The 25,321-nt window shown below is 61.8% G+C and carries 18 protein-coding genes and 3 pseudogenes; 9 read left to right on the forward strand and 12 right to left on the reverse strand.

What is annotated here, in order from left to right; translation table 11 throughout:
* The first annotated feature begins 3 nt into the window (after window positions 1–3).
* The 3 genes and pseudogenes from MF410_RS35630 (at window position 4) to MF410_RS35640 (ending at window position 3,415) form a co-directional block, all read left to right on the forward strand.
* A pseudogene (locus MF410_RS35630) lies at window positions 4–1,223 on the forward strand (acyl-CoA dehydrogenase family protein).
* Window positions 1,220–2,544, forward strand: a pseudogene (locus tag MF410_RS35635) (LLM class flavin-dependent oxidoreductase). Before MF410_RS35630 ends, MF410_RS35635 begins: the two co-directional pseudogenes overlap by 4 nt.
* Window positions 2,545–2,566: 22 nt before the next feature.
* Entirely contained in the window at window positions 2,567–3,415 is an 849-nt protein-coding gene (locus MF410_RS35640; RefSeq protein ID WP_105009191.1) for an NADPH-dependent oxidoreductase, read from the forward strand.
* A gap of 31 nt (window positions 3,416–3,446) precedes the next feature.
* Here the strand turns inward: MF410_RS35640 and MF410_RS35645 are convergent, their stop codons facing one another.
* Entirely contained in the window at window positions 3,447–4,457 is a 1,011-nt protein-coding gene (locus MF410_RS35645; protein WP_105008773.1) for a LysR substrate-binding domain-containing protein, read from the reverse strand.
* Window positions 4,458–4,756: 299 nt separating this feature from the next.
* Between MF410_RS35645 and MF410_RS35650 the strand changes: the two genes are divergently transcribed.
* Complete coding sequence (locus tag MF410_RS35650; protein WP_105008772.1) at window positions 4,757–6,364, forward strand: ABC transporter substrate-binding protein; 1,608 nt, start codon at window positions 4,757–4,759, stop codon at window positions 6,362–6,364.
* A 20-nt stretch (window positions 6,365–6,384) separates the two neighbouring features.
* On the forward strand, window positions 6,385–8,004 hold the full coding sequence (locus MF410_RS35655) for an ABC transporter substrate-binding protein (protein ID WP_239621328.1): 1,620 nt from the start codon (window positions 6,385–6,387) through the stop codon (window positions 8,002–8,004).
* 91 nt (window positions 8,005–8,095) lie between these two features.
* Here MF410_RS35655 and MF410_RS35660 read toward each other — a convergent pair whose 3' ends face one another.
* The 9 genes and pseudogenes from MF410_RS35660 to MF410_RS35700 form a co-directional block, all read right to left on the reverse strand.
* Window positions 8,096–8,611 carry a hypothetical protein gene (locus tag MF410_RS35660; RefSeq protein WP_239621330.1) on the reverse strand — a complete coding sequence of 172 codons (516 nt, stop codon included), beginning with the start codon at window positions 8,609–8,611 and terminating at the stop codon, window positions 8,096–8,098.
* Window positions 8,563–9,507: an FAD/NAD(P)-binding protein gene (locus MF410_RS35665; RefSeq protein WP_239621332.1), complete on the reverse strand. Its 945-nt coding sequence runs from the start codon at window positions 9,505–9,507 to the stop codon at window positions 8,563–8,565. Before MF410_RS35665 ends, MF410_RS35660 begins: the two co-directional genes overlap by 49 nt.
* 76 nt (window positions 9,508–9,583) lie before the next feature.
* Window positions 9,584–10,675 carry an LLM class flavin-dependent oxidoreductase gene (locus MF410_RS35670; RefSeq protein ID WP_105008769.1) on the reverse strand — a complete coding sequence of 364 codons (1,092 nt, stop codon included), beginning with the start codon at window positions 10,673–10,675 and terminating at the stop codon, window positions 9,584–9,586.
* Between the two features lie 29 nt (window positions 10,676–10,704).
* Window positions 10,705–11,951 (reverse strand): annotated as a pseudogene (locus MF410_RS35675) (acyl-CoA dehydrogenase family protein).
* Window positions 11,952–12,022: 71 nt separating this feature from the next.
* Window positions 12,023–13,081 carry an aldo/keto reductase gene (locus MF410_RS35680; RefSeq protein WP_105008767.1) on the reverse strand — a complete coding sequence of 353 codons (1,059 nt, stop codon included), beginning with the start codon at window positions 13,079–13,081 and terminating at the stop codon, window positions 12,023–12,025.
* A gap of 12 nt (window positions 13,082–13,093) precedes the next feature.
* On the reverse strand, window positions 13,094–14,029 hold the full coding sequence (locus MF410_RS35685; RefSeq protein ID WP_105008766.1) for an oligopeptide/dipeptide ABC transporter ATP-binding protein: 936 nt from the start codon (window positions 14,027–14,029) through the stop codon (window positions 13,094–13,096).
* Window positions 14,007–15,002: an ABC transporter ATP-binding protein gene (locus MF410_RS35690; RefSeq protein ID WP_105008765.1), complete on the reverse strand. Its 996-nt coding sequence runs from the start codon at window positions 15,000–15,002 to the stop codon at window positions 14,007–14,009. Before MF410_RS35690 ends, MF410_RS35685 begins: the two co-directional genes overlap by 23 nt.
* Window positions 15,002–16,009 carry an ABC transporter permease gene (locus tag MF410_RS35695; RefSeq protein ID WP_239621333.1) on the reverse strand — a complete coding sequence of 336 codons (1,008 nt, stop codon included), beginning with the start codon at window positions 16,007–16,009 and terminating at the stop codon, window positions 15,002–15,004. The genes MF410_RS35690 and MF410_RS35695 overlap by 1 nt, the downstream gene beginning before the upstream one ends.
* A complete protein-coding gene (locus tag MF410_RS35700) occupies window positions 16,006–16,995 on the reverse strand; it encodes an ABC transporter permease (RefSeq protein ID WP_105008763.1) in 990 nt (329 codons plus the stop codon). Before MF410_RS35700 ends, MF410_RS35695 begins: the two co-directional genes overlap by 4 nt.
* Window positions 16,996–17,275: 280 nt before the next feature.
* On the opposite strand from MF410_RS35700, the gene MF410_RS35705 reads away from it, so the two are divergent.
* The 4 genes from MF410_RS35705 to MF410_RS35720 are packed head-to-tail and all read left to right on the forward strand — an operon-like array spanning window position 17,276 to window position 22,321.
* Window positions 17,276–18,880, forward strand: coding sequence for an ABC transporter substrate-binding protein (locus MF410_RS35705; RefSeq protein ID WP_027690859.1), 1,605 nt, complete (start codon window positions 17,276–17,278; stop codon window positions 18,878–18,880).
* Between the two features lie 32 nt (window positions 18,881–18,912).
* Window positions 18,913–20,091, forward strand: coding sequence for an LLM class flavin-dependent oxidoreductase (locus tag MF410_RS35710; protein WP_027690858.1), 1,179 nt, complete (start codon window positions 18,913–18,915; stop codon window positions 20,089–20,091).
* A gap of 11 nt (window positions 20,092–20,102) precedes the next feature.
* Window positions 20,103–21,140 carry an ABC transporter substrate-binding protein gene (locus MF410_RS35715; RefSeq protein WP_131646842.1) on the forward strand — a complete coding sequence of 346 codons (1,038 nt, stop codon included), beginning with the start codon at window positions 20,103–20,105 and terminating at the stop codon, window positions 21,138–21,140.
* A gap of 20 nt (window positions 21,141–21,160) precedes the next feature.
* On the forward strand, window positions 21,161–22,321 hold the full coding sequence (locus MF410_RS35720; RefSeq protein ID WP_105008761.1) for an acyl-CoA dehydrogenase family protein: 1,161 nt from the start codon (window positions 21,161–21,163) through the stop codon (window positions 22,319–22,321).
* Between the two features lie 95 nt (window positions 22,322–22,416).
* On the opposite strand, the gene MF410_RS35725 is transcribed toward MF410_RS35720, so the two are convergent.
* Together MF410_RS35725 and MF410_RS35730 are read right to left on the reverse strand one after the other, a co-directional pair.
* Entirely contained in the window at window positions 22,417–23,508 is a 1,092-nt protein-coding gene (locus tag MF410_RS35725) for a rhodanese-like domain-containing protein (RefSeq protein WP_115156491.1), read from the reverse strand.
* Window positions 23,509–23,613: 105 nt separating this feature from the next.
* Window positions 23,614–25,218, reverse strand: coding sequence for an ABC transporter substrate-binding protein (locus MF410_RS35730; protein ID WP_239621334.1), 1,605 nt, complete (start codon window positions 25,216–25,218; stop codon window positions 23,614–23,616).
* Window positions 25,219–25,321 lie beyond the last annotated feature (103 nt).

A 25,321-nucleotide genomic window follows, 5' to 3' on the forward strand; every position in this document is an offset into this window, starting at 1 on the left:
GCCATGACCGTAAAACCCGCTAGCTTCGAACGACCCACCCCTCGCCTGAGCTTTTCGAGCCGGACAGAACGAACCCCCATATCGCCAAGGCGACGGAGCTGCGCGATATTTTCGCAAGGGATGCGATCGAGCGAGACCAAACCGGCGGCAGACCGGAAGAACAGATCCGGCTGTTGAAGGAAAGCGGACTGGTCAACCTGCTGATCCCTGAGGAATTCGGCGGCATCGGCGAGCGTTACTCGACGGCGATGCGGATCGTTCGCGAGTTCGCCAAGGCCGACGGATCGCTCGGACATCTGTTCGGATACCATTTCAGCCCCTTGCAAAATGCGATCAACTCCGGACCAGACGCTCACGCCCGCGACCTTCTCCGTCGTTCGGCGGCAGGACGCTGGTTCTGGGGCAATACCAGCAACAGCTTTTCGAAAAGCCTTTTCGGGCGGCGCGAAGCGGATGGGGTTGTCCTCAACGGGTTCAGGCCGTTCGCCTCGGGGTCGCATGTGGCCGATTATCTGCTGGTTGCCTGGGAGGACGAAGAGACCAACGCGCGCAGCATCGCTTATATCCCGCCCACACGCGCAGGTGTCACCATCGCCAACGACTGGGACGGCATCGGACAGAGGCAGACGGGAAGTGGCCGGGTCTTTTACAAGGACGTGAAAATCCACGCCGATGAGATCGTGCCCGAGCGGCCGCGCGATCCGATCGCGCTGCTTGCGCCGCTGCAGCAGCAAAGCGTGCTGTTGAACGTCTTCATCGGCAGCGCCCAGGGAGCGTTTATCGCCGCGCGGGACTACACTGTTTCCAGATCGCGCCCTTGGATTTTTTCCGGTGTCGAGCGTCATCAGGACGATCCCTGGATCAAACGCCAGTACGGCGAACTCTGGATCAAGGTCCAGGCGGCAACCGCGCTTGCCGACCGCGCCCTGACAGCGGTCGATGCGGTCTATGAAAAAGGACAGGATCTGACGGAGGCCGACCGGGGGACGGCCGCGATCGCCGTCGCCTCGGCGAATGTCCTTGCGGGTCGCGTCGCGCTCGAAGTGACCAGCGAGATCTTCGAGGTCATGGGAGCGCGCTCGGCCGTCCGCCCCTACGGCCTCGACCGCTTCTGGCGCAACGTCCGCATTCACACGCTGCACAATCCGGCAGAGTATAAGACCCGCAATGTCGGGACATGGTTTCTGACGGGCGAATATCCCGAGCCTGGGATCTTTCAATGAGCCGGCGCGATCTTCATCTCAACATCAACATCCTGCATTCCGGCTTCTCCCCGCCGCCTGGCGGATGGAGGGCAGCGATCCGCGCGCTTCATTCGACGTCAACCACTACATCAATGTCGCCAGGATCGCCGAAAGCGGCACTTTCGACGCGGTCTTCCTCGCCGACCAGGCGGCGATCTCGGACCGGGTGGACTTCCGGCCATTGACGTCGCTGGAGCCGACCATCGTACTGGCCCTGGTCGCGGCCCATACGGAGCGGATCGGTCTGATCGCCACGGCGTCGACGACATACAACGAACCCTACAATCTCGCGCGGCGGTTCGCGACGCTCGATCATGCAAGCGGGGGGCGGGCCGGGTGGAACATCGTCACCAGCGCGGACCTGTCTCAAAGCCGCAATTTCGGACTGGAAAAACCGGTCGCCCACGGCAGCCGCTATGAGCGCGCCGGCGAATTCGCCGAAATCGTCAAGGCCCTCTGGGACAGCTGGGAAGAGGATGCTTTTGTCGGCGACGTCGCGACGGGGCGTTTTGTCGATCCGGCAAAGGTCCATGCCATCGCCCATCGCGGAAAGCACTTTTCCGTCCATGGGCCGCACAACATCCCGCGCCCCCCGCAGGGCCACCCGGTCCTTGTCCAGGCCGGCGGCTCCGATGACGGAAGGGAACTTGCCGCCGAACACGCCGAAGCCGTTTTTTCCGCCTCGCAATCCTTCGAGGAAGCCCTGGAGTACGCTGCCGACCTCAGGCGGCGCGCCAGCCGCTTCGGCCGGCCGGCGGACGGCATCCTGGTCCTGGCCGGCCTTGCAACGATCATCGCCAGCACCGAGGGAGAGGCGCGCCGCCGCCAGGAGGAGCTCCGCGAACTGATCCCACTGGAATACAGCCTGTCGCGCCTTGCAGGGGTGTTGCAGCTCGATCCGAGAGGCCTCGATCTCGATGCGCCGCTTCCGGAAGATATTCCGCTCCCGCCGGACGGCGGCCATACTTTCTTCCGGGCGACACTGGCGCTTGCGCGGCGCGAGCGTCTGACCGTGCGCGGCCTCATCCGGGCACTCAACGGCGGCACTGGCCATCGTACCATCGTCGGCACGCCGAAGGATGTCGCCGACGATATCGAGCGGTGGTTCAGCGCGGGGGCCGCTGACGGTTTCAATCTCATGCCGGATGTGCTGCCCCACGGCCTGGAGGTCTTTGTTGACGAGGTCGTGCCGATCCTGCGTCAACGCGGCCTTTTCCGGCGGCAATATACCGGCAGGACATTGCGCGAGCATCTTGGTCTCGCCCGTCCGGCCAACCCTTATGCCGCAGCGGCGGAATGACGAGATCAACAAGGAGAATGAGATGACCCCTTCCGTAGCGACCAAGACAGATGAGAGCGATCGCCTGAGGGAGCTTGGCGGAGAGCGCTATCGCAATGACCAACGCCTGGGCAGACGCTGGAATGAGACGGTCGATACCATCCTCAGTCATCGGAGTGTACGCCACTATCTGCCCACCCCGGTGCCATACGAAACGGTCGAACTTGCTATTGCCGCCGCCCAGTCGGCGCCGAGTTCATCCAATCTGCAGGCCTGGAGCGTGGTCGCCGTCGAGGATGCGGATCGCCGCAGCCGACTGAATGCCGTTGCCGGCAATCAGCGGCAGATCGCACAGGCGCCGCTCCTGCTCATCTGGCTCGCCGATCTGGCCCGCCCGCGCGCAATCGCGACAGAGCGCGGCTCGACGGCAGAGGGTCTCGACTATGTCGAGAGCTTCCTTCTCGGCGTCATCGACGCAGCTCTTGCTGCGCAAAATGCCGTCGTCGCCTTTGAATCGCTCGGGCTCGGGACATGCTACATCGGTGCGATCCGCAACGATCCGGAGACCGTCTCCCGTGAACTCGGCCTGCCGGACGGCGTCTTCCCGGTGTTCGGCCTCACGGTCGGCTTTCCCGATCCGGCGGTGCCTGCAGGTGTAAAGCCGCGCCTGCCGCAGACCACGGTGCTGCATCGCGAGAGCTATGACGGCGAGCTGCCGCAGGAAGATCTTGCCGGTTATAATCGTGTGCTCCAAAGCTTCCAGAGCGAGCAGGCAATGCCTCTGGTAGACTGGACCGACCAGGTGAGCAGCCGCATCGCTACGGTCGAATCCCTCAAGGGACGTCATGTCCTCGTTGATGTCGCGCGCAGGCTGGGCTTCAAACTGAAGTGAAGACGGATCGGCCCCGGCTTGACGCAGGCTCTTATTCGGCCGCGATCATGCCGAGCGCCGGACGGATGCTGCCCATCGCGATCGCATCGATCGTCTGCGAGGCGCGCGCCTCAGTAAGCAGCCAATTACGAAACAGATCAACGCGCATAAGCCGAGATTTGTGCTGCGTTGTCGCAAAGAAATAGGAAAAGCTCACCGGCTGCGGCGCTCCAAAAGGACTGACGAGCCGGCCGGACCGGATTTCGGCTTCAGCAAGCCTTATCTTGCCAAGGCCAAGCCCCTGCCCCGCCATTGCCGCATCGAGCACGAGCGAGGATTGATTGAGGTGAAAGCCGCCCTGCGACAGCCGATACGAAAGCCCCTCTGCGCGCAACCAGCTGTGCCAATCGGGACAGGAGTGGTCGTGTTCGGCACCCTCCTCGTGCAACAACGGCACCCCCTCGATCGCTTCCGCCCCTTTCCAGAGATCGTGGCGATCGGCGAATTCGCGACTACAGACCGGCAACACCGCTTCGGACAAGAGATAGTCGACGGCGAGGCCGGAATAGGCTCCGCTGCCGTAGCGGATGACGCAATCGGCATCGCCCGCATCGAGATCCGTCAGCTGTGTCGAGGCATCGACGAGGATTTGCAGGCCGGGCGCTGCACGACGCAAGGCATCGAGCCGTGGAATCAGCCATTTGCTGGCGAAGGAAGGAGCGACGGACACACGGATCGGCTGTTCGTGGTCGCTCGTGACGAACTGCGTCATCGCCGACAGCACGGCATCGAAGGCGGCCGTGAGACCAGGGACCAATGCCAGGCCCGCTGGCGTCAGCTGCAGTTGGCCGCGCGCACGATGAAACAGCGACTGACCGAGATAATCTTCCAGCAGCCTGATCTGCTGACCGACGGCGGCTGAAGTGACGTGCAGCTCTTCTGCTGCGCGGATGAAATTCAGATGCCGCGCCGTCGCAACAAAGGCGCGCAACGACGTCAGCGGCGGAAGCCGCGCGAGCGTCGGCTGGATGACTGTCTTGCGAGATTGGACGGAGGTGTTCATGAGGCGATTGCACCACAAACAGGCCCGGCTAGACGAGCATCCGCTTTGCGCGAGGCCTGCAGGCGGGGACATTTTCTTCTCCCTAAGCCGCTCAGATGAGGAGCAAAAACTAAAACCCGCGAATTGTCTATATAAACACTAGACTATAGGCGCGTGCGTGCCGGCGGCTCGCGAGCGAACGCAAGCTTTTCTTTCGGTCACTGGCAGAAAAACATTCTTCGCGATTTGGCTTTTCCCGCCCGATGATGGTCGCGAAAAAGCATTGCCCGAAAGGGTTCGTTCCGGATCAAGGGGTATGAATGGACATTCGCCGACGTCAGCTTAACCAGATTCTCGCTTTGAGCGCGGTCGGTGCCATCCTGCCCTTCAGGGATTTTGCGCAAGCCGCACAACCCGTCGCGGGCGGAACGCTCAACCTTCTCGTCCAGCCCGAGCCACCAACGCTGGTCACGCTTGCCCATACGGCAGGCCCGACAACCCGTGTCAGCGGCAAGGTCACCGAAGGCCTGCTCGCCTATGGCCTCGATTTCAAGCCGATCCCACAGCTCGCCACTGAATGGCATGTCAGCGACGACGGGTTGGAATACAGCTTCAAGCTGCGAGAGGGCGTCAAGTGGCATGACGGGAGAGATTTTACGTCCGAGGACGTGGCTTTTTCGATCCTGGCGCTCAAGGAGGTCCATCCGCGCGGTCGTGCCACCTTTTCCAGTGTGAAGGAGGTTGTGACCCCCGATCCGTATACGGCGATCATCCGGCTTTCGAAGCCCGCGCCATACCTGATCGGCGCATTGCAGGCGAGCGAGTCGCCGATCGTGCCCAAACATGTCTATGACGGCACGAAAGACTTCGCCGCCCATTCGAACGGCCGCGCGCCGATCGGAACCGGGCCGTTCATCTTCCGGGAATGGGCCGTCGGCAGTCACATCATTCTCGATCGCAATCCTGATTACTGGGACAAAGGGAAGCCCTATCTCGATCGTATCGTCATCAAGTTCATTCCCGATGCGAGCGCCAGGCTCGCGGCACTGGAGACCGGCGAGGTCGACATCGCACCCGACACGCCCGTCTCGCTCAGCGAAATCGATCGTTTGAAGGCGTCGGCGACGCTTGCCGTGGACGACCGCGGCAACGACTATTCACCGACCGTCTACCGCATCGAGTTCAATCTCGCCAACGACTACTTCAAACATGACAAGGTCCGCCAGGCGGTAGCCCACGCGATCGACCGGCAGAAGATTGCGGATATCGCCTTCTACGGCTACGCCGTTCCGGCCCCAAGCCCGATCAGCCCTTTCCTCAAGGCCTTCTACAATCCCGACGTGCCGGTCTATGCTTATGATCCCGCCAAAGCGGAAGAACTTCTTGACGAGGCCGGCTTTCCGCGAGGGGCCGACGGCATCCGTTTCGAGGTGCCGCACGACGTCATGCCCTATGGCGATACCTACACGCGGATCGGCAACTATCTGCGCGACGCGCTGTCGAAAATCGGCGTCAAGGTCAGCCTGCGCGGTCAAGACGTGCCGACATGGCTGAAACGCGTCTATACCGATCGCGATTTCGCCTTCGTCACCAATGGTATGGGCAACACCTTCGATCCGACGATCGGCGTCCAGCGCCTCTATTGGTCGAAGAACTTCAAGAAGGGCGTGCCCTTCTCCAACGGCTCCGGCTACAGCAATCCGGAAATCGATGCGATCTTCGAACAGGCGGCGGTCGAGAATGATCACGCCAAACGCGTCGAACTCTTCAACCGCATGCAGGTGATCATCGCCCGTGACCTGCCCGACATCACGCTGGTCTCCTTCCGGCAGCTGACGATCTTCAACAGGAAGGTGCAGGACCATACGGTCGTCGCAGACGGCCTCTCCGGCAGCCTTTCCTCCACCTACATCCTCAAGAACGCCTGACGCTGACAAGGAATGGTCCGATGAGCATCAATCGACGCCGGTTCAACCAATTGCTGCTGTTGTCGACGGCCGGCACGCTTCTGCCGTCCTTCGCCGCCAGAGCAAATGACCAGTCGCCACGGAGTGGCGGAACACTCAATTTCATCGTCGAGCCGGAGCCGCCGACAATCCTTGCGCTGGCGCATACGGCAGGCGGCACCCAAAAGATCAGTCCCAAGATCACCGAGGGACTTCTGACCTATGATTTCGATCTGATGCCTAAGCCGCAGCTTGCGACCGAATGGTCGATCGCCGATGACGGGCTCAGCTACACCTTCAAGCTTCGTCCGAATGTCAAATGGCACGATGGCAAGCCTTTTACCGCAGACGACGTCGCCTATTCCATCGAGCTCCTGAAACAGGTCCACCCACGAGGCCGGGGAACTTTTGCCAATGTCACGAAAGTCGAGACGCCGGATCCTCTGACGGCGATCATCCGCCTTTCCAAACCGGCACCCTATCTGTTGCGCGCGCTTTATGCAGCAGAATCGCCGATCGTGCCGAAGCATGTCTACGACAATGTCGCGATCGCCGACGTGCCGGTCAATCCGAACGGCAGCGCACCGATCGGAACCGGCCCCTTCGTCTTCAAGGAGTGGGTGCGTGGTTCGCATATCATTCTGGAGCGCAATCCCGATTACTGGGATGCCGGCAAGCCCTATCTCGATCAGATCGCCATCCGTTTCGTGCCGGACGGCGCGGCGCGCGCGGCCGGATTCGAAACCGGTGAGTTCGACCTTGGCGGCGACAATCCAATACCGCTCAGCGATCTCGAGCGGATCAAGGCGTTGCCGAACATCGGCGTCGATTCCCGCGGATACGAAACCAAGGGTGACCTGACCCAGCTGATCTTCAATCTCGACAACGAGTATCTGAAGGACGTCAAAGTCAGACGCGCGATTGCCCACGCCATCGATCTCGACGTCATCTTGAACACCGTCTGGTATGGCTACGGCCATATTTCTCCGACACCGATCAGCGTCTTCCTGCCGCGCTACTACGATCCCTCGATCAAGCCCTATGCCTTCGACCTCAAGGCTGCCGAACAACTGCTCGATGAGGCCGGCTACAAGCGCGGCGCAGACGGCATCCGCTTCAAGCTGCGGCTGACTCACAATTCCTACAATGAGGGTTTCAAGCGCGTCATTGAATATCTGAAGCAGAACCTGGCACGCATCGGCATTGCCGGAACGATCAATTCCTATGATTTCTCGACCTATATCCAGAAGGTCTACAAGGAGCGCGTCTTCGACGTGACGGCCGAGTACCTCGGCAACCAGTTCGATCCGACGCTCGGCGTGCAGCGCGTCTACTGGTCGAAGAATTTCAAACTCGGCCTGCCCTTCTCCAATGCCAGCCACTATGCCAATCCCGAGGTCGATCGCCTTCTGGAAACGGCGTCGGTCGAAATCGACGAGGACAAGCGCAAGCAGGAATTCAACGCGTTCCAGAAGATCATCGCTGACGAAGTTCCGGTCGTGAACCTCATCGCGCTCGAGAACGTCACTGTCTTTAACAAACGCGTGAAGAACCACACGACCGGCGCCGAAGGTGTCCAGGCGAATTTCGCCGAGGTCTATATCAAGGACGGGCAAGGCTGAGTGGGCAATGGCGGCCGGCTTGCAAGGATAAGGGGCGCATCGGCGATGCGCCCCTTCCTTTGTCAGGTTTTCTCCTTGTCCGACGGCGCCGTCAGGATGCGGCTCGGGCAGGCGTGAATTTCAGCAGGATACGATCCGCAAGCGCGATCGCTTGCGCTCGCTGTTCCGTGATCGAGCTCGACTCCCAGGCAACGCCGCGCAGCGGATGGCCAATGGCGCTGAGATTGCGGTGGATCTGTCCCTCCTCATCGATGAGATCCCCCTCGGGCGTGGCGTCGATGCCAAAGCCGGTGGTATGGGGGCGCACTTCGCCGCTCGCAAGCAGCTGGCGTATGAAGGGATCGGAGATGCGCCGCCAGTCGTGCAACTGGTGACCGCGGCAATCGATGACGCCATCGAACACGTGTCTTTCGATGCCGGTCCGCGTTTTCAGTTTAGCGGCGATGCCCTTCTTGTCGACGGCCAGATCGATGAGCCGCGCCACGCCGTGAGACAGGCGACCTTGCGAAAGAACCCTCTCGACGATCAGGTTGCTCTCCGGAGCGGAGCGATGCGCCGTCACATCCCAGAAGGCTCGGAGGTGCCGGGCAAAGCGCAGCCTTTCCAAGTCCTCCGCCTTTTGCCGAGAGAGAGGATGTGCGGGCGGATGGCAAGCGGCAGGCCTTGCCAGTCACCGCCGCTCGCCGCGATCGCACGTCGTTCGGTCTTAACAAGCGAAAGCAGAGACCGGGCGGTCGAGGGCAGCGGTTTGTCGGCAAGGAAGTCTCGTGCGGCCGCGACGTCCCGCCTGCCTTCGACGAACAGGCCGCGCCGCGATATCACTCTGTAGTGGCCATGGAACCCTCTTGCCTCCATGCTCGCAACGGCGTCGACCATCGAAAGGCTCGCGCCGATGAGCAGGATTTCTTCACAGTCCTTCAGCCTGTCGAGTGCTGCCGCATCCCAGGGATTGACGGCAAAGCGCGGATGGCCGGCAACCTCATGCGTCGGTGGATCCGGCGCAAAAACGCCGAGCGCCAGCACCGCCTCGTCCGCTTCCACGACAAGGCCGTCGCTCGTCGAAACCTGGATCCGATGCGGGGTGGACGACAAAGTTGACGCCGAGGCGCGAATATGGCGCAGGCTCGATCCGAACCGGGCCTCGCCGACGGCACGCTTCAGCTCGTCGCGCACATAGGTTCCGTAAAGGTAACGCGGCGGACTGCTCGAGCCGATATTCTCCGGCGGCTGCCAGCCATTGGCGGCGGGCTTTTCTGAAAGCCATCGGGACAGATGCCCGGGATCATCGACGTAGAGCGAGAAATTGTCGGCCGGTCCGTTTACCAGATGAGCGGGCTCGGTCGTGCTGTAGGCGACACCGCGACCGAGCTCTTCCCGCCGTTCGATGATGGTGATGGCGAGCGGCACTGCCGTTCGATCGAGGAGGTTGAGCGCCGTCAACGCCCCCGCAAAGCCGCCGCCGACGATAACAATGGAATGGTGAGGACGATGGTCTATGCGCATGAAAACTCCTTCCCGCCGGCGGCAGGGGATCAGATTGGAATATGAAAGCTGCGGATGGCGATCGTTGCCTGGCCAATTACTCCGCCGCGACAGCACGCGCCTGGCGTGCCGCGATGCCCGCTTTGACCGGCGGCGCGACATCGCGCCCGTAGGCGACGGTATCCTCGGTCGGATAAAACCCGCGCATCAGGAAGTTGGAAACGCCGGCGTCGTAATAGTCGAGGATCGCCTCGGCGACCTGGTCTGGCGTGCCGACGAGGGCCGTTGAATTGCCGCCCGCTCCGCTTGCCGCGGCAACCTCCGTCCAGAGCCGCTTGTCGAGAACCTTGCCGCGCGTTGCGGCTTCGCGAAGCCGCAACGAACCCACATTGGACGGCAGTTTTTCGCCATTGCCGCCCGGCCGCGCGACCGATTTGACCCGCTCGAGAATGGCGTCAGCCCTTTCCCATGCCTTATCCTCGGTCTCGGCAACGACAATGCGGAAGGCGAGCGTGAAGCGGATGTCATCGGCCCGGCCGAACGGCGCTGCCGCTTCCCGCACCTTGCCGATCGTCTCACGCACGCCGTCCAGCGGCTCGCCCCAGAGCGCATAGATATCGGCGTGCTTTCCCGCCACCTTGAAGGCTGCCTCCGACGAGCCGCCGAAAGAGATCGGGATGCGCGTGCCGTGGACCGGCTTGACCTGCGAAAACGCGCCTTTGAATTTGTAGAACTCACCCTCGTGGTCGAAAGGCGCCTCGTTTTCCCAGACCTTCTTGAGCACGGTCAGATATTCGTCGGTGCGCTCGTAGCGTCGGTCGTGATCGAGAAAATCGCCGTCGCGTTGCTGGTCGGCGTCGGAGCCGCCGGTAATGATATGGACCCAGAGACGGCCGTCGGAAAACTGATCGAGCGTCGCAAGCTGACGGGCAGCCAGTGTCGGCGCCATGAAGCCGGTGCGGTGAGCCAGAAGCGCCCCGATGCGGCTGGTGTGGGAAAAGACATGCGCCGCGATCTGGTTGTTGTCAGGCCAGGTCGAGAATGCACCGATCAGCAACCGGTCTATGCCGGCTCCTTCGGCCGCCCGGGCATGTCTCAGGATATAGTCCTTGTCAATAACGGACCCCTGCGGTGGCACGATATCCGAACCTTCGCGGTTCGAGACATGCCCGATGAATTCCGAAGTCATGAAACAGCCTTTCCCACGAGACGACGGGGCTAGAAGACCCTGCCTTCCTCCAAATGTGTCGTCGTTCCGTTGATGTAATAATCGCCGACCACGCGCGCCTTGTGCAGCAGCGGATTGTGGTTCAGAACCGTGCGGATATTGCGCCAGTGCCGGTCGAGATTGAGATGACGGGACGTGGCCGAACCGCCGCCAAGTTCGAAGACGTTGGTGGCCGCCGCAAGGGCGATCTGTGAGGCGACGATTTGCGTGCGTGCCGTCGTCAAAGCACTTTCGATCAGCGCCGCCTCCAGCCTGTCCGGATCTCCAGCACCGAAGGCCTCGACTGAGCGGTCGAGCGCACGGGCGCTCTCGCGGATCAGCGTGTCGACAGCAAACGAGCCGGCGGCGATCTCGCCCAATATCTTCTGAACGAACGGATCGGCATTGGCGGTTTCGGCCGCACTATGGGCGGCGGAACGCGCCTGCCGCCGCACGTAGTCGGTACCTTCGGCCACGGCGCCTCGGACGGCGCCGGCCATGCAAGCGGCGAGATGGAGCTGGCGCAGCGTCGAGGTGTGGCGCCCGACCAGCGTATTGAGGCCGCGCGTGGAGATTTCGTGCGGCAGCACTTCGACATCCTCGAGCAACACGCCGCCGCTTGCCGTCAGCCGCTGGCCCATCCCATCCCAGTCGTCGAGGATGGTGATGCCCCTCCGGTCGACCGGCAGGAGAAGGCTGACCAGCTGATCCTCGTCATTCCTGGCGCTGAAGGAGGCAAAGTCGGAAAAGGCGGTTCCCGTCGCGTACCACTTGCGGCCGTTGAGCCGGAAGCTTTCGCCTGACTTCGTCAGTCGTGTCGTTACTTCGCCCGGCCGTTTGGTGCCCTGCTCGGTGTGCGCACCGCCAAAGAGCTTGCCGGCAAGCACACGTCCGAGCTGGGTGCGGTCGATGGCCGAATTCGGGTTGAGAAGCAGGCTTTCGGTGAAATTGAAGTGGCTGCGCAGTGCGTGGGCGACATTCGAGTCGGCCGCGCCAAGCGTCATGATCGTCTCAATGTAGTCGACGACGGAGCCCCCGGTCCGCCGAGCGCGACTGGAATGCGCAGCGCCCCGAGCCCTGCCTCCTTGAACCGACGAAAGGCCTCGAACGGCAGCTCGCGCTCGAGATCGCGCTTTGCCGCTTCTCTGGCAATTTCGGCCGCAAGCTCCGGCACCTTGGCGAGCAGTGCGGCAAGGTCGGTTGCAACAGATGCGGACCCGGCGACTGGCGACAGGGCAGAAGGGGCGGGGTTCGGCATGCGGTGGACCTTCTCAGCACCAATTGGAAAGGACCGGCTGGATCCGCGATCTGCGGGTCCAGCCGGGGTTGTCAGGCGACGGCGCGTGTCAATGGCACCACATTGTCGGCGCCCGATGCCGGGCTGCGCGGCACGCGGCCTTCGACCGGGTGGCTCGGATCGTTGAAACCGGGCGTCGAGGGGTGGCCGGTCGCGACCAGCCGATCGACCAGGGCTTCGTCCTCGGCATCGAGCTTGACGCCGAGGGCCTTGACGTAGCTGTCCCAGTGTTCTTCGGTGCGCGGACCGGTGATGGCTGCTGAGATCAGCCTGTTGTTCAGCACCCAAGCCAATGCGAATTCGGTCGGGTTGATGCCCCTGCGGGTCGCGTGTGCTGCGATCTCTTTGGCGATGGCAATCGATTCCGGTCGCCATTCGGTCTCGAGAATACGCTTGTCGCCGCGGCCGGCACGGGTATCGGCGGCCGGTTCTTTGCCAGGCTCGTATTTGCCGGTCAGCACCCCGCGGGCGAGCGGTGAATAGGAGACCACGCCAAGACCGTAATAATGCGCTGCGGGAAGCTGCTCGGCCTCGGCCGTGCGGTTGACGATATTGTAGAGCGGCTGGCTTGCCACCGGACGATCGATGCCGAGCTGATCGGCAAGATGCGAGATCTCGGCGATGCGCCAGCCGCGAAAGTTGGAAACGCCGAAATAACGCAGCTTGCCGGCGCGAATGAGGTCGGCGATGGCACGCAGCGGCTCTTCCAGTGGTGCGTCGAAGACGGCGCGGTGGAAATAGAGAATGTCGATATAGTCGGTGTTGAGGCGGCGCAGCGAATTCTCGACCGTCTCGATTACCCACTTGCGCGAATGGCCGCCAAGGTTTGGCCCCTTGGTGTGGGAATTGACGAACTTTGTCGCCAGTACCCAGTGATCGCGATGCGCCTTGATGCCGCGCCCGACCACCTCTTCCGACTTGCCGTCGTGATAGACGTCGGCGGTATCGATGAAGTTGATCCCCTGTTCGCGCGCCTTGTCGATGATGCGGAAGGCGATGTCATCCGGTGTCGGCCCACCAAACATCATCGTTCCCAAGCTGAGCGGCGAGACTTTCAGCGCGCTGCGTCCGAGGTAGCGATAATCGACCATTTCATTCTCCATTCATTGAGCGTGGTGACAGGCAACGGCGTGGCCGTCGGCGAGTTGGCGAAACGTTGGGTCCTCGGTCCGGCAGATGTCGGTGGCAAGCGGACAACGGGTGTGGAAACGACAGCCGGCCGGCGGATTGTGCGGGCTCGGCAGATCGCCGGTGATGGGAGCCGCCTGCTTGCGGCGGCTCGGGTCGGGAACGGCGGCAAGCAGCGCCTGCGTATAGGGGTGCTTTGCACCGCGCCAGAGATCGCTCGTCGACGCACTTTCAACGATGCGGCCGAGATACATGACGAGGACGCGATCGGCGAAGTAGCGAACGACCGACAGGTCGTGGGAAATGAAGAGGTAGGAAAGCGAGAGTTCGGTCTTCATCTCGACGAGCAGATTGAGGATCTGCGCCTGGATGGAGAGATCGAGCGCCGAAACCGGCTCGTCACAGATCACCAGCTGCGGCTGCAGGATCAGCGCGCGGGCGATGCCGATGCGCTGGCGCTGGCCGCCGGAGAATTCATGCGGGAAGCGATCAAGCGCATCAGCGGGCAGGCCGACATGCTCTGCCATCTGGGCGGCGATTGCTTCGCGCCGCTTGCGGCCGCTGACGCCATGGACAGCGAGCGGCGCCGTCAGGATCGTGCGGATCGTCTGGCGCGGATTGAGCGAGGCGAAGGGATCCTGGAAGATCATTTGAACGCTGCGGCGAATTAACTGCAATTCCTTCGCCGACATCGCCGTGACGTCACGTCCTTGAAAACGGACGCGGCCGGACGAAGGCGTGACGAGGCGCATCAAGGACTTGCCGAGCGTCGACTTGCCGCAGCCGGATTCACCGACCAATGCCACCGTTTCGCCCTCGGCAATCTCAAGCGATACGCCGTCGACGGCTCTCACCGTACCGGCGGCCCCGGGATAATGGGTCGAGAGACTATCGACCGACAGGAGCGACATGGGCTACCTCCGAAAGGACCGGAACATAGGGGCAGGCGACCTGCCGCTCGGCGGAAACCGACAGCAGTTCCGGTACCGCCAAACCACAGGCCGGCCGGGCGACGGGACAGCGCGGGCGGAAGGAACAGCCTTTTTCGCCTGATGCCGAGACGATCGAACCCGGGATTTCGGAAAGCGGACCATCGCTGTAGTGATAGTCGGCCTTCAGTCGCGGAGAGGCGGCAAGCAGCCCGCGGGTGTAAGGATGGTACGGCGCGTCGAACACGGGGCCTGGAAAGCCTTCCTCGATTTTACGTCCGGCATACATGACGACGACACGATCGGCCCATTGCGCCACGATGCCGAGGTCGTGGGTGATGAGGATGACGGCCATGTTCAGTTTGACGCGGAGATTGTCGAGCAGCTGCAGCACTTGCGCCTGGATCGTGACGTCGAGCGCGGTCGTTGCTTCATCGGCAATCAGGAGCTTCGGATTGCAGGCAACGGCAATCGCAATCATCACCCGCTGGCGCATGCCGCCGGAGAGCTGGTGAGGATAGTCATCGATGCGCCTGGCAGGTTCCGGGATACTGACAAGCTCCAGAAGTTCGATCGCCCTGGCGCGGGCATGCCGGCGGCTGAGATCCTCATGGATGCGCAGCACCTCGACGATCTGATCGCCGATTGTCAGCACCGGATTGAGCGATGTCATCGGTTCCTGAAAGATCATTGCGATGTCGCGACCACGAATGCGCCGCAGGTCCCGCTCGCGAAGCGACAGCAGGTCGTGGCCGTCGAAGGCGATTTGACCGCCAGCCCGCGCCTGCCTCGGCAAAAGCCCCATCAGCGCCAATGCCGTGAGGGACTTTCCCGATCCGGATTCGCCGACGATCGCCAGCATCTCGCCGGGATTGGCGGTGAAGCTTACGCCCTTGACGGGTTCGGCCGAGGGAAAGCGAACGGAAAGGTCGCGAACGTCAAGCAAGGCTGCCATCAGCGCTCCTCCGAAAAACGCGGGTTGAGCGCGTCATTGAGGCCGTCGCCGATCAGGTTGAGGGCAAGCACGGTGAAGACGATCGCCAGGCCTGGCAGGGCCGTGAGATACCAAGCGGTGCGGATCACGTCGCGGCCGGCGCCGATCATCGAACCCCAGGAGACGCGATTGGGATCGCCAAGTCCCATGAACGAGAGCGCCAACTCCATCAAGATTGCGCTGGCCACCATGACTGACGATGTGACGATCAGCGGCGGCAGGGCGTTGGGCAGGATTTCCCGAAAGATGATGCGCGCATGGCCAAAGCCGAGGCTGCGCGCGGCAAGCACGTAATCCTTCTCCCGGATCGCGCGGAATTCGGCCCGGGTCAGGCGTGCAACGGTCGGCCAGCTGACGAGGGCGATGGCCACCGTCACCGTTCCGGTGGTCGGCTGAGCGATGGCGACCAGCACGACGAGCAGGACGAAGCTCGGAATAGTCTGGAAGATCTCGACCAACTTGACGAGGATGTCGTCCACCAATCCGCCGAAATAGCCAGCGGCCGCACCGATCAATATCCCGGCCGAAAGCCCGAGCAGTGTCGCGGCGATGCCGACCGTCAGCGAGATGCGGGCCCCATGCAGGATTCCGGCAAGCACGTCACGGCCCATCGAATCCGTACCGAGTGGATAAGCTGCATCCTGGCCTGGCCAGAGAAACGGTCTCGCCACCATTTCCATCGGATCGCCGGGATAGATCAGCGAAGCGAGAAGTGCCGACACGGCAACGACGAGCAGGAAAGCAACGCCGAACAATGCATTCGGATTGGACAGAAAAACCTTGAACTCGCGGCGCAAGCCACGCCAGGCCGTGCCGTGAACGGCGGAAGCGCGCACATCCGGTGCGTGGACGTGAGTCCAGCGCGGTTGGGCTGCCGGTTGGGTTGCGGGGCGTGCGGCCTCTGCCCTTGCCGGCGGCGCGAGATCGATCGTCTCTGCCGCATAGGTTCCAAGTTTATGGCTGTTCATCGACTTGCTCCAATTCGCGGATCGATCCAGGCCTGCAGAAGATCGACAGCCGCATTGGCGACGATCACCATGAAGGACGAAAGCAGCAGGATACCGAGGAGAACGCTGAAGTCGCGCGCCATGACGGCCTCGAAGGCAAGTCGGCCGAGACCCGGCCAGCTATAGACCGTTTCGACGACGACGGCGCCGCCGAGCATGCCGCCGAAGTGCATGCCGGCCATCGTGGTGATCGGGATCAGCGCGTTTCGCAGAATATGGCGTGTGGTCAGGAAAAATGGCGAGACGCCCTTGGCGCGGGCCGTGCGAACGAAATCCTGCGACTTCACTTCCAGCATGGCAGCGCGTGTCAGGCGTGCATAGATGGCCAGATAGAAGAGGGCCAGCGATGTTGCCGGCAGTACCATGTAGCGGGCACGGTCGAGGAGCGCAGGCAGTCCGGTCAGCCGTGAGCCGATGGTGCTATCCCCGCCGCTCGGCAGCCAGCCGAGCTTGACCGAGAACAGCAGGATCAGCATCAGCCCTATCCAGAAGCCTGGGATGGAATAGAAAAGCAGCGAGACGATCGAGATTGCGCGATCGGCAACCCGGCCGGAGAATGTCGCCATCAGCGACCCAAGCAGGAGGCCGACAATGATGGCGATCGCGAGCGCCGCCAGCATCAGCATCAGCGTGCCCGGCAAACGCTGACCGATGAGATCGGCGACCGGCATTCCATAGCGCGGCGAAAAGCCGAGGCTGAAATGCGCGAGATTGTTGAGGTAGTTGGCCAGTTGAACGAGAATCGGATTGTCGAGCCCGAAACGTTCACGCAGTGCGGCCATGGTCTCGACCGTCGCAGATCCCGACTCCGCCGCCATGACATCTGCGGCATCGCCAGGCGCGAGCTTCAGCAGAAAGAAATTCAGGACGACAATGCCCAGCATCGTCGGAACGGCCTGGAGGATCGTCTTTCTGATGGTGCGGCCGAGCCGCCCGTAAGTTGACATTGTTTTTCCTCGCCGCTTGAGAAGATTTCGGCTTAGCGATGCAATAGTAGTTGACTAAATCGGTGGGTTTTGTCAAATCCGTATTGGTAAATATTTCCAACTTGCCTACAATTAACGGCGCATCTTGGAATTATTTACTGTCTATAAGTCTCTTTTCGGAACCAAAGATCAAGGATGCTTTCCGGCCGGGTAAAAAACTCTACGAGATGGCCTGTCGTTGGAAAGTCGAAACAGCAAGGGCCGCCCGGCATCACGCGGCCCGCAGACGAGGGTTGAACCTATGGCAGTATTTCCGGCATCCACGCGCCGCAGCTTTCTCCTGGCTTCCGTCGCACTCGGCGTGACCGCGACAGCCCGCATCCCAGCCCTCGCAGCACCTGCGCGCGGCGGCACGGCAACACTGCTGCTTTCGGCAGAACCGCCGGTGCTGACGACCATCGCCAACACGGCCTTCAATTCGGTCTATGTTTCGCCGAAAGTCATCGAAGGACTGCTGACCTATGACTTCGATCTCAATCCGAAGCCGCTTCTGGCCAAGGAATGGTCGGTCAGCCAGGACGGGCTGGCCTATACCTTCAAGCTGCGCGACGGCGTGAAGTGGCACGACGGCCAGCCGTTCACCTCGGCCGATGTCGCCTTCTCCATCAAGACGCTGAAGGAAGTTCACCCGCGCGGCCGCAACACTTTCCTCAATCTGGTGGACGTCCAGACCCCCGATCCGCTGACGGCAGTGTTGACGCTATCCAAGCCGGCGCCCTATTTGATCACGGCGCTTGCGGCGTCCGAAACGCCGATCGTGCCGCGTCACATCTACGAGGGCACCAAGGTGGCCGAAAACCCGGCAAATCTTGCGCCGATCGGCACCGGGGCGTTCAAGTTCAAGGAATGGATCCGCGGCAGCCATATCGTCTACGAGCGTAATTCCGACTATTGGGATCAGCCGCGCCCCTATCTCGATCAGCTTATCGTCCGTTTCATTCCCGATGCAGCAGCACGCTCGATCGCGATTGAGACCGGTGAGATCGATCTTGCGCCCTCCACACCCGTGCCACTCAGCGACCTGGAACGCTTCAAGTCCCTCCCCGATATCGCTTTCGAGCCGCGCGGTTATCAGTATGCCAATGGTATCAGCCGCATCGAATTCAATCTCGAGCGTCCGTTCTTCAAGGATATCCGCGTGCGGCAGGCCTTTGCCCACGTCATCGATCGGAAAGTCATCCTCAACACCATCAACTACGGCTATGGCAGCGCCATTCCCGGCCCGATCAGTCCCAACCTGACGAAATGGTACGATCCGGATCTGAAAACCTATCCGATCGATCTAGCGGCAGCCGAAAAGCTGCTTGATGAGGCGGGTTACCCTCGCGGCAGCGACGGCATTCGCGCGCGCATCAATCTCGATTATGTGCCGAGCGGAGAAAGCTACCCCCGTGGCTCCGAATATATCCGCCAGGCGCTCGCCAAGGTCGGTATCGACGCGACGGTGCGCAGCCAGGATTTCGCCACCTATACCAAGCGTATCTATACCGATCGCGACTTCGACTTCGCTTTCGAGGGAATGAGCAACCTCTTCGATCCGACCGTCGGCGTACAGCGCCTCTATTGGAGCAAGAACTTCAAGCCCGGCGTTCCCTTCTCGAACGGTTCGGCCTACAGCAATCCCAAGGTCGACGCGCTGCTGGAAGCCGCGGCAATCGAGGTCGATCCGAACAAGCGCGTCGAACAGTGGCGCGAGATCCAGCGGATCCTCGTCGAAGACCTGCCTGCGATCGATATCGTCAGCCAGCCGGAGTTGACCATCTACAACAAGCGCATCGCCGATCACACGGTCGGCGGCGAAGGGGTCTCCAGCAGCCTCGCCTACGCCTATGTGGCAGCATCCTGAGCGACGAGCCAACGATCAAGCGGAGGACAACCATGTCCGTTCAACATCTTCCCGGCTCCATCGTCGGTCTGCCGAAATTCGCCGCCCCGACCGATTTTCCTGAGAGCCCGCTGTCGCAGGCTCTCAAACAGCCGGTTCTTCTCGGTCTCTTCCTGCCGATCCAGGCGGGCGGCTGGACGCAGTCGACGCTCGAACGCTCGACGGACTGGCGGTTCGACTACAACAAGGCCCTTACTCTCAGAGCAGAGGAACTGGGCTTCGATCTTGTCTTTGCCCTGTCGCAATGGCTGCCGAAGGGCGGCTATGGCGGCGTCTTCGACGGCCAGGCGCTCGACAGCTTCGTCTCCACGGCGGCACTTGCGGGCCTGACCAAGAAGATCATGCTGATCTCGACCATGCACGTTCTTTACGGCCCCTGGCATCCCCTGCATCTGGCAAAGTTCGGCGCGACGCTCGACCACATCACCGGCGGGCGCTGGGGTATCAACGTCGTCACCGGCCATCGCGCGGTCGAACACGAGATGTTCGGCTGGCCGCGCATCGAACACGACAAGCGCTACGAACTTGCGGCCGAATTCCTCGAAGTCGTCCAGCGTCTCTGGAGCGACACCGAGAACTTCTCCTTCGAAGGCGAAAGCAGCTGGAAACTTGGCGGCGGCTTCGTGACGCCGAAACCGAATTTCGGCCGTCCGATCCTCGTCAACGCCACCGGTTCGGATGCCGGCATTGCCTTTGCCGGGCGCTACTCCGACATCGTCTTCATCACCAGTCCGACGGGTGCCGACATCGACAGCGCGCTGCAGTCGCTGCCGGCACACACCAAAAGGGTCAAGGACGCTGCGACCGATGTCGGGCGCACCGTGCGCACGCTGCTCAATCCGATGGTCATCTGCCGTCCGACCGAGAAGGAGGCATGGGCCTTCGCTGACCGCATCGTCGCGCATGCCGACCAGCGCTCGCCACAGGGTTTCCAGTCATTGAATTCCGACGCGCAAGCGTGGAAGGGCCGCGATCCGCAGGACGCCTATCGTTTTGTCGGCGGCAATATCAGGGTGATTGGATCGCCCGAGAGCGTCGTCGACCAATTCGTCAAGCTGAAGGCAGCCGGCGTCGACGGTTTGCAACTCAGCTTCTTCGATTTCCGCGACGATCTCGAATTCTTCGGCAGCGAGGTGCTGCCGCTGATGAAACAGGCGGGGCTGCGCCACTGAAAGGGACGATCATGACGAGCAATGCCATTTCGGAAATCTGGTATACCCGCTGCCCGGTGCCGACGCCCGTCGGGCTTGCCGCACAGCTCGGCTATCTCGAGGAGAACTTCCGCAAGGAAGGCGTGACGCTGAGATCGATCATCGACTCGCCCGATCGCAGCATCCGCCAGAGCCATTTCAACCACACGCTCGACTGGTCATTCCGCCATGGCGGCAACGTGCCCCCGATCCGCGCCCGATCGGAAGGCCGCAAAACCCGACTGGTGGGCATTACCTGGACGGATGAGTTCCAGGCGATCATCACGCTGCCGCAGACCGGCATCAAGAGCACTAGGGATCTCAAAGGCCGCCGCTTCGGCATCGCCCGCCGCCCGGAGGGCATTGTCGACTTCATGCGGGCGACCGCGCTGAAGGGCCTCATCTCCGCTCTTTCGCTTGAAGGGCTGGAGCTTGCAGACGTCGAGGTCGTCGACATCGCGCTTGCCGATTCCGTCCTTGCGAGCCAGGAGAGCCCTTCTCTCTTCGGGTTGAAGCGCCGGCAGGCATATGGCGAGGAAATCGCTTCGCTCATTCGCGGCGAGGTGGATGCGATCTACGTCAAGGGAACGGCGGGCATTAACGTTGCCAATCTGGTCGGCGCCGTTCAGGTCGCCGAATTCGGCTTCCATCCCGATCCGAAGATCCGCATCAATTCCGGCTCACCTCGTGTGCTGACCGTGGACGAGCTGCTTGCCGAAGAACGTCCCGATCTGGTTCACCGGCTGCTGGAATCGATCTTCAAGGCCAGCGCCTGGGCTGAAGCGCATCCGGAAGAGACACGTCGTTTCGTCGCCCGCGAAGCCGGCGCGACCGAAGAACAGGTGCTCGCCGCCAATGGTGCGGAGGTTCACCGCCACCTCGGCCTCGGTCTGCAGCCCGAACTGGTCGAGGCCGTCAGCCACTACCAGGATTTCCTGCGCGATTTCGGCTTCCTCGCTGCCGACTTCGATGTTGCCGAGTGGGTCGATCGCCGTCATCTCGAAGCTTTCGCCAAGCGCGCCGTAGCCTGAGAAGAAAGGCGTGTAAGACCATGTTGCAGGAAGCAATCGATCCCGTCGGCAAGGCGCGGCGGCTGGCCATCGACTTTGCCGAGCGCGCGGCCCATTTCGATGCGACGGGGGAGTTTCCCTTCGAAAACTTCACCCATCTCTACGAGGCCGGTCTGCTCGGCCTCGTGACGGCCAGAGAACATGGTGGCCATGGCGGCGGTCTGGTCGAAGCACAGGCCGTCATCAGCGAGATCGCTCGTGGCGAACCCTCGACCGCACTGGTGCTCGCCATGCACTACAACAGTCACTACAGCCTGCGCCGCTTCGGAAACTGGCCGAACCATCTGGCACAGCGGGTCTTGTCGGCAAATCGTCTCGGGCCTGCCCTCATCAACGCCGCTCAGGCCGAACCTCGCATCGGCTCGCCCGCCCATGGAGCGCTTCCCGAAACGGTCGCCAGGCGCGACGGCGACACTTGGCGGATCACCGGTCGCAAGACTTACGTCACGGGTATTCCGATCTTGAGATGGGTATCGCTGCTGGCGCTCACCGATGAGCCGGAGCCACGTCTGGCGTCCTTCCTCGTCCCGACCGACAGTCCCGGCCTGCAGATAGAAAAAACCTGGAACGCGGCCGGCATGCATGCGACGGCCAGCGACGACATCATTCTTGACGATGTCGTCATCCCATTTTCAGATGTGATCGAGGCGCAGCCCGCATCGGAACCGATACGGCGTGAAGAGCATGCGACGGCCTTCTTCTTTTCGCTGATCGGCGCCGTCTATCACGGCGTTGCCTTGTCCGCGCGCGACCGGGTGTTGTCCTTTGCCGCCCGCCATACGCCGGCAAGCCTCGGCGCGCCGATTGCGACGGTGCCCCGCATCCAGGACGGACTGGGCGAGATCGAAGTCCGGCTCGCGACCAGCGCCAGACTGCTCAGATCGCTCGGCGAAGATGTCGATGCCGGCAGGGCCGTCGGCATGGATGGCATGAACGTTCGCCATGTCGTCATCGACAATAGCGTCGCCGTAACGAGCCTGGCCCTCGACCTGGCCGGCAATCCCGGTCTGAACCGCGACTTCCAGCTCGAACGCCAGCATCGCGATGCCATGACCGCCCGCTCGCACGCGCCACAGAACCATATGATCAGAACGATCGCCGCAAAGAATGCCCTTGCACGTTTGGCGGCGACGGGGATCTGACGAAGGCTGGGGATTGCGGCGGTTTCAGCCGTTCGCATGGTTCCCAGCGAACCGCTGCGGAGACCTCGCTTTTGCAAGCTCCCCTGAATTTCACATCAAGCAACTGCGCTCAGCTGCTGAGCCGAGAAATCAACCAGCAATATTGCGATTTCGAAGCCACGGCGCTGAAGCCAATGCGCAACGGTGCGCGCCCGCACCCCAAGCGGGTCGTCGATGAGGACGACGCGCGCACCGCGAACGGCGATGGTGCGGTAGGCGACGCCGAGCAACTGGCCGCCCTCCGACGAAAGCGTCCCGTCGAGATGGCTCTTCTCGAACTCCTCGGGCGTGCGCACATCAAGAAGATAGGTCGTTCGGCCGGGATCGTGCGCCCACTTGCGGGCGGTGGCGACATCGATCTCGGGAAAACGGTCATCGGCGCTCAGTGTCTGGAGATGCGCGCGCGCGAAATCGAGCGCCGCTGGGCTTGCCTCGCCGTAGACACGGCTCCTGCCGGTTTCGAGTTCCAGGCCGGCGCCGGTCCAGGCCTTCGTCCCGTCATGCAGATAGGAGACCTGATTGGCGACCTTCGCGTCGATCAGCGTCTGGGCGCCGAGGATTGCGCGCGGCAAGCCGGCGCAGGAGACGACGACCTTGGTCTTATCCGACGGCACGACGTCCTTGAAGCGCAATAGCAACTCCGCACCCGGCACGCTGACCGCGTCGGGGACATGATCGCGACTGAATTCGGCAACAGTGCGCGTATCGATGACGACGACGTCTTCACCGGCATCGCGCAAGCGCTTCAATTCTTCAACCGAGATGACCGGCGTGTTCCTTTCGTCTCGCACTGCAAGCGAAAAATCGACGCCTGGCGTGTCGAATGTCGGAAGGGAAGCCTCTGCTTTCGCCGTCCAGGCGGGAATGCCGCCATCGAGCGCGAAGACATTCGCCCATCCTGCTTTCCCCAGATTTTCGGCAAGCAGGATAGCGGCGCCATCGCCTCCATCGACAAGAACGGTGCGCACGACGGTGCGCGGGACGAAGCGGCCGATCTCGCTTTCCACAAGTTCGGCCGGCAAATTGGTGGCGAAGAGAGGCGACGCATAGCCGACAGCTGCCGGGTCTCTGATGTCGAACACCGCCAGCTCCTCACCGTCTGCGAGCCAGTTGCGGAATGTGTCTCGGGAGATTGTCTTCTGGGTCACGCTGGACCTCCATCACGCATTGATGTTGATCTTTGAAAGATATTGGGGCGGGTGGAGAGACGTGGACGACGTCTCTCCACCCGCGTCATCGCATGGTCACCAGCATCAGCTCTCCGGGCTGAGCCATATCTGGCCGAAGCTGTTGTTGATGCCCTGCGCACCCGGCGCGAAGTTCCTGACCTTTTTGCTTGCAATGATCTGTGAACCGGCCGCGACCAGATCGACGGAGACAACATCCTCGTGAATGATGCGCTGGAACTGATACCAGAGGTCGCGTCGCTTCGCCTCATCGGGCTCGACTGCCGCCGCTTCAAGAAGCCGGTCCACCTCGGGATTGACGTAGTGGCTGGCGTTGGAGAAGACGAGGCCGATCTTGAAGTTCTTCGACCAGTAGGCGCGCTGGACGCCGAGGCTCGGATCGAAGGTGTTCGAAAGAGATTCGATGACCAGATCCCATGCGCGGTCGGTGTAAACGGTCTTGAGGTAGGTCGCGAGATCGAACTTGAGGATCTCCGCCTCGATACCGACGACGGCGAGGGATTGCTTGATGAAGTCGGCGTAAGAAGGCGTGAGGAAAGAGTTATAGGCGAGGCGAAGCTTGAAACGGCTGCCGTTTGCGCCTCTGGGATAGCCGGCCTCATCGAGCAGTTTTTCTGCGAGTTTCGGATCTGGCGTCCGGGCCTTGATGCTCGGATCATACCATTTCGGCAATGCGGTGCTGACTGGGCTCGGCGAAACGGCGCCATAGCCATACAGCGCAATATCCAGCAATTTCTGCAGATCGATGGCATGGGCGATTGCCAGCCGAACCTCGCGCTTGGTGAGAATCTCGTTCTCATAGTTGAAGAACAGCTGCTGCTGCGGGCCGGAATAGGCGTAGGTCGTCGTATCCACGACCAGGTTTGGATTGGCCTTCAGGCGTTCTATGTCCGACAGGGGCACCGGGTTGGCGCCGATGTCGATTTCACCGGTTTCGAGCGCGGCAGCGCGAGCCGAGGGATCGAGGATGACGCGAAGGACGACCCGGTCGAGATAGGGCTTGCCTTCGTCCCAATAGTTCGGATTGCGGTCGAAGATCAGATGACTGCCCGGCACCCACTCCTTGAGGATGAACGGTCCGGTTCCGATCGTCTGCGCAAGCTTGGGCTGTTCCTCCGGCTTGAAGGTTTCATAGACATGCTTCGGTACGATCGGCGATTCCGAACTGCTGATTGCCGTGATCAGATAAGGCGCGGGTTTGGAGAGGACGACAATCGCCGTATGCGGATCGGGCGTCTCGACCGCGGTCACGTTCTGATAGGTGATGCGGCCGCGGGGATGGGCTTCCTTCAACCGAAGAATCGAAAAGGCCACGTCGGCAGCGGTGAAGTCTGCGCCGTCATGCCATTTCACGCCCTCGCGGAGTTTGAAGGTATAGCGCAGCTGATCGTCGCTGACCGACCATTCCGTCGCCAACAGCGGGATCGGATTGAGGTCGTAGTCGAAATCGAACAGGCCCTCATTGATCTTCGGTCCGATCGCCTGACCGGTGCCCGATGACGTGTTGATGGCGATCAGTGCGCTCGGGTCGGGATAATAGGCCCAATTGAGCGTACCACCCCTGACCGGTGTTTCAGCGGCCGCTTCAGCAAAACGAGGCACGCCGACCATCGCGAGGCCCGCCCCGCTTGCGAGTAGCAATTGGTTGAACTGGCGGCGATTGATCGACATAGGCTGCTCCGAAAGCACAAACACGGCAGGCCGCGGACGGAGCCCCATGCCCCGTTGTCCGGATGATCCCTGTACAGCCCTCTAACTCAAAGGCAGATTTTCT

It is taken from the genome of Rhizobium sp. C104 (genome assembly GCF_022354505.1).
Lineage (GTDB): Bacteria > Pseudomonadota > Alphaproteobacteria > Rhizobiales > Rhizobiaceae > Rhizobium > Rhizobium redzepovicii.

Bases quoted from the DNA above. Each gene is read 5' to 3' on its own strand.
- MF410_RS35640 (WP_105009191.1), top strand. From the start codon at position 2,567: ATGACCCCTTCCGTAGCGACCAAGACAGATGAGAGCGATCGCCTGAGG.
- MF410_RS35645 (WP_105008773.1), bottom strand. From the start codon at position 4,457: ATGAACACCTCCGTCCAATCTCGCAAGACAGTCATCCAGCCGACGCTC.
- MF410_RS35650 (WP_105008772.1), top strand. From the start codon at position 4,757: ATGGACATTCGCCGACGTCAGCTTAACCAGATTCTCGCTTTGAGCGCG.
- MF410_RS35655 (WP_239621328.1), top strand. From the start codon at position 6,385: ATGAGCATCAATCGACGCCGGTTCAACCAATTGCTGCTGTTGTCGACG.
- MF410_RS35665 (WP_239621332.1), bottom strand. From the start codon at position 9,507: ATGCGCATAGACCATCGTCCTCACCATTCCATTGTTATCGTCGGCGGC.
- MF410_RS35670 (WP_105008769.1), bottom strand. From the start codon at position 10,675: ATGACTTCGGAATTCATCGGGCATGTCTCGAACCGCGAAGGTTCGGAT.
- MF410_RS35680 (WP_105008767.1), bottom strand. From the start codon at position 13,081: ATGGTCGATTATCGCTACCTCGGACGCAGCGCGCTGAAAGTCTCGCCG.
- MF410_RS35685 (WP_105008766.1), bottom strand. From the start codon at position 14,029: ATGTCGCTCCTGTCGGTCGATAGTCTCTCGACCCATTATCCCGGGGCC.
- MF410_RS35690 (WP_105008765.1), bottom strand. From the start codon at position 15,002: ATGGCAGCCTTGCTTGACGTTCGCGACCTTTCCGTTCGCTTTCCCTCG.
- MF410_RS35695 (WP_239621333.1), bottom strand. From the start codon at position 16,009: ATGAACAGCCATAAACTTGGAACCTATGCGGCAGAGACGATCGATCTC.
- MF410_RS35700 (WP_105008763.1), bottom strand. From the start codon at position 16,995: ATGTCAACTTACGGGCGGCTCGGCCGCACCATCAGAAAGACGATCCTC.
- MF410_RS35705 (WP_027690859.1), top strand. From the start codon at position 17,276: ATGGCAGTATTTCCGGCATCCACGCGCCGCAGCTTTCTCCTGGCTTCC.
- MF410_RS35710 (WP_027690858.1), top strand. From the start codon at position 18,913: ATGTCCGTTCAACATCTTCCCGGCTCCATCGTCGGTCTGCCGAAATTC.
- MF410_RS35715 (WP_131646842.1), top strand. From the start codon at position 20,103: ATGACGAGCAATGCCATTTCGGAAATCTGGTATACCCGCTGCCCGGTG.
- MF410_RS35720 (WP_105008761.1), top strand. From the start codon at position 21,161: ATGTTGCAGGAAGCAATCGATCCCGTCGGCAAGGCGCGGCGGCTGGCC.
- MF410_RS35730 (WP_239621334.1), bottom strand. From the start codon at position 25,218: ATGTCGATCAATCGCCGCCAGTTCAACCAATTGCTACTCGCAAGCGGG.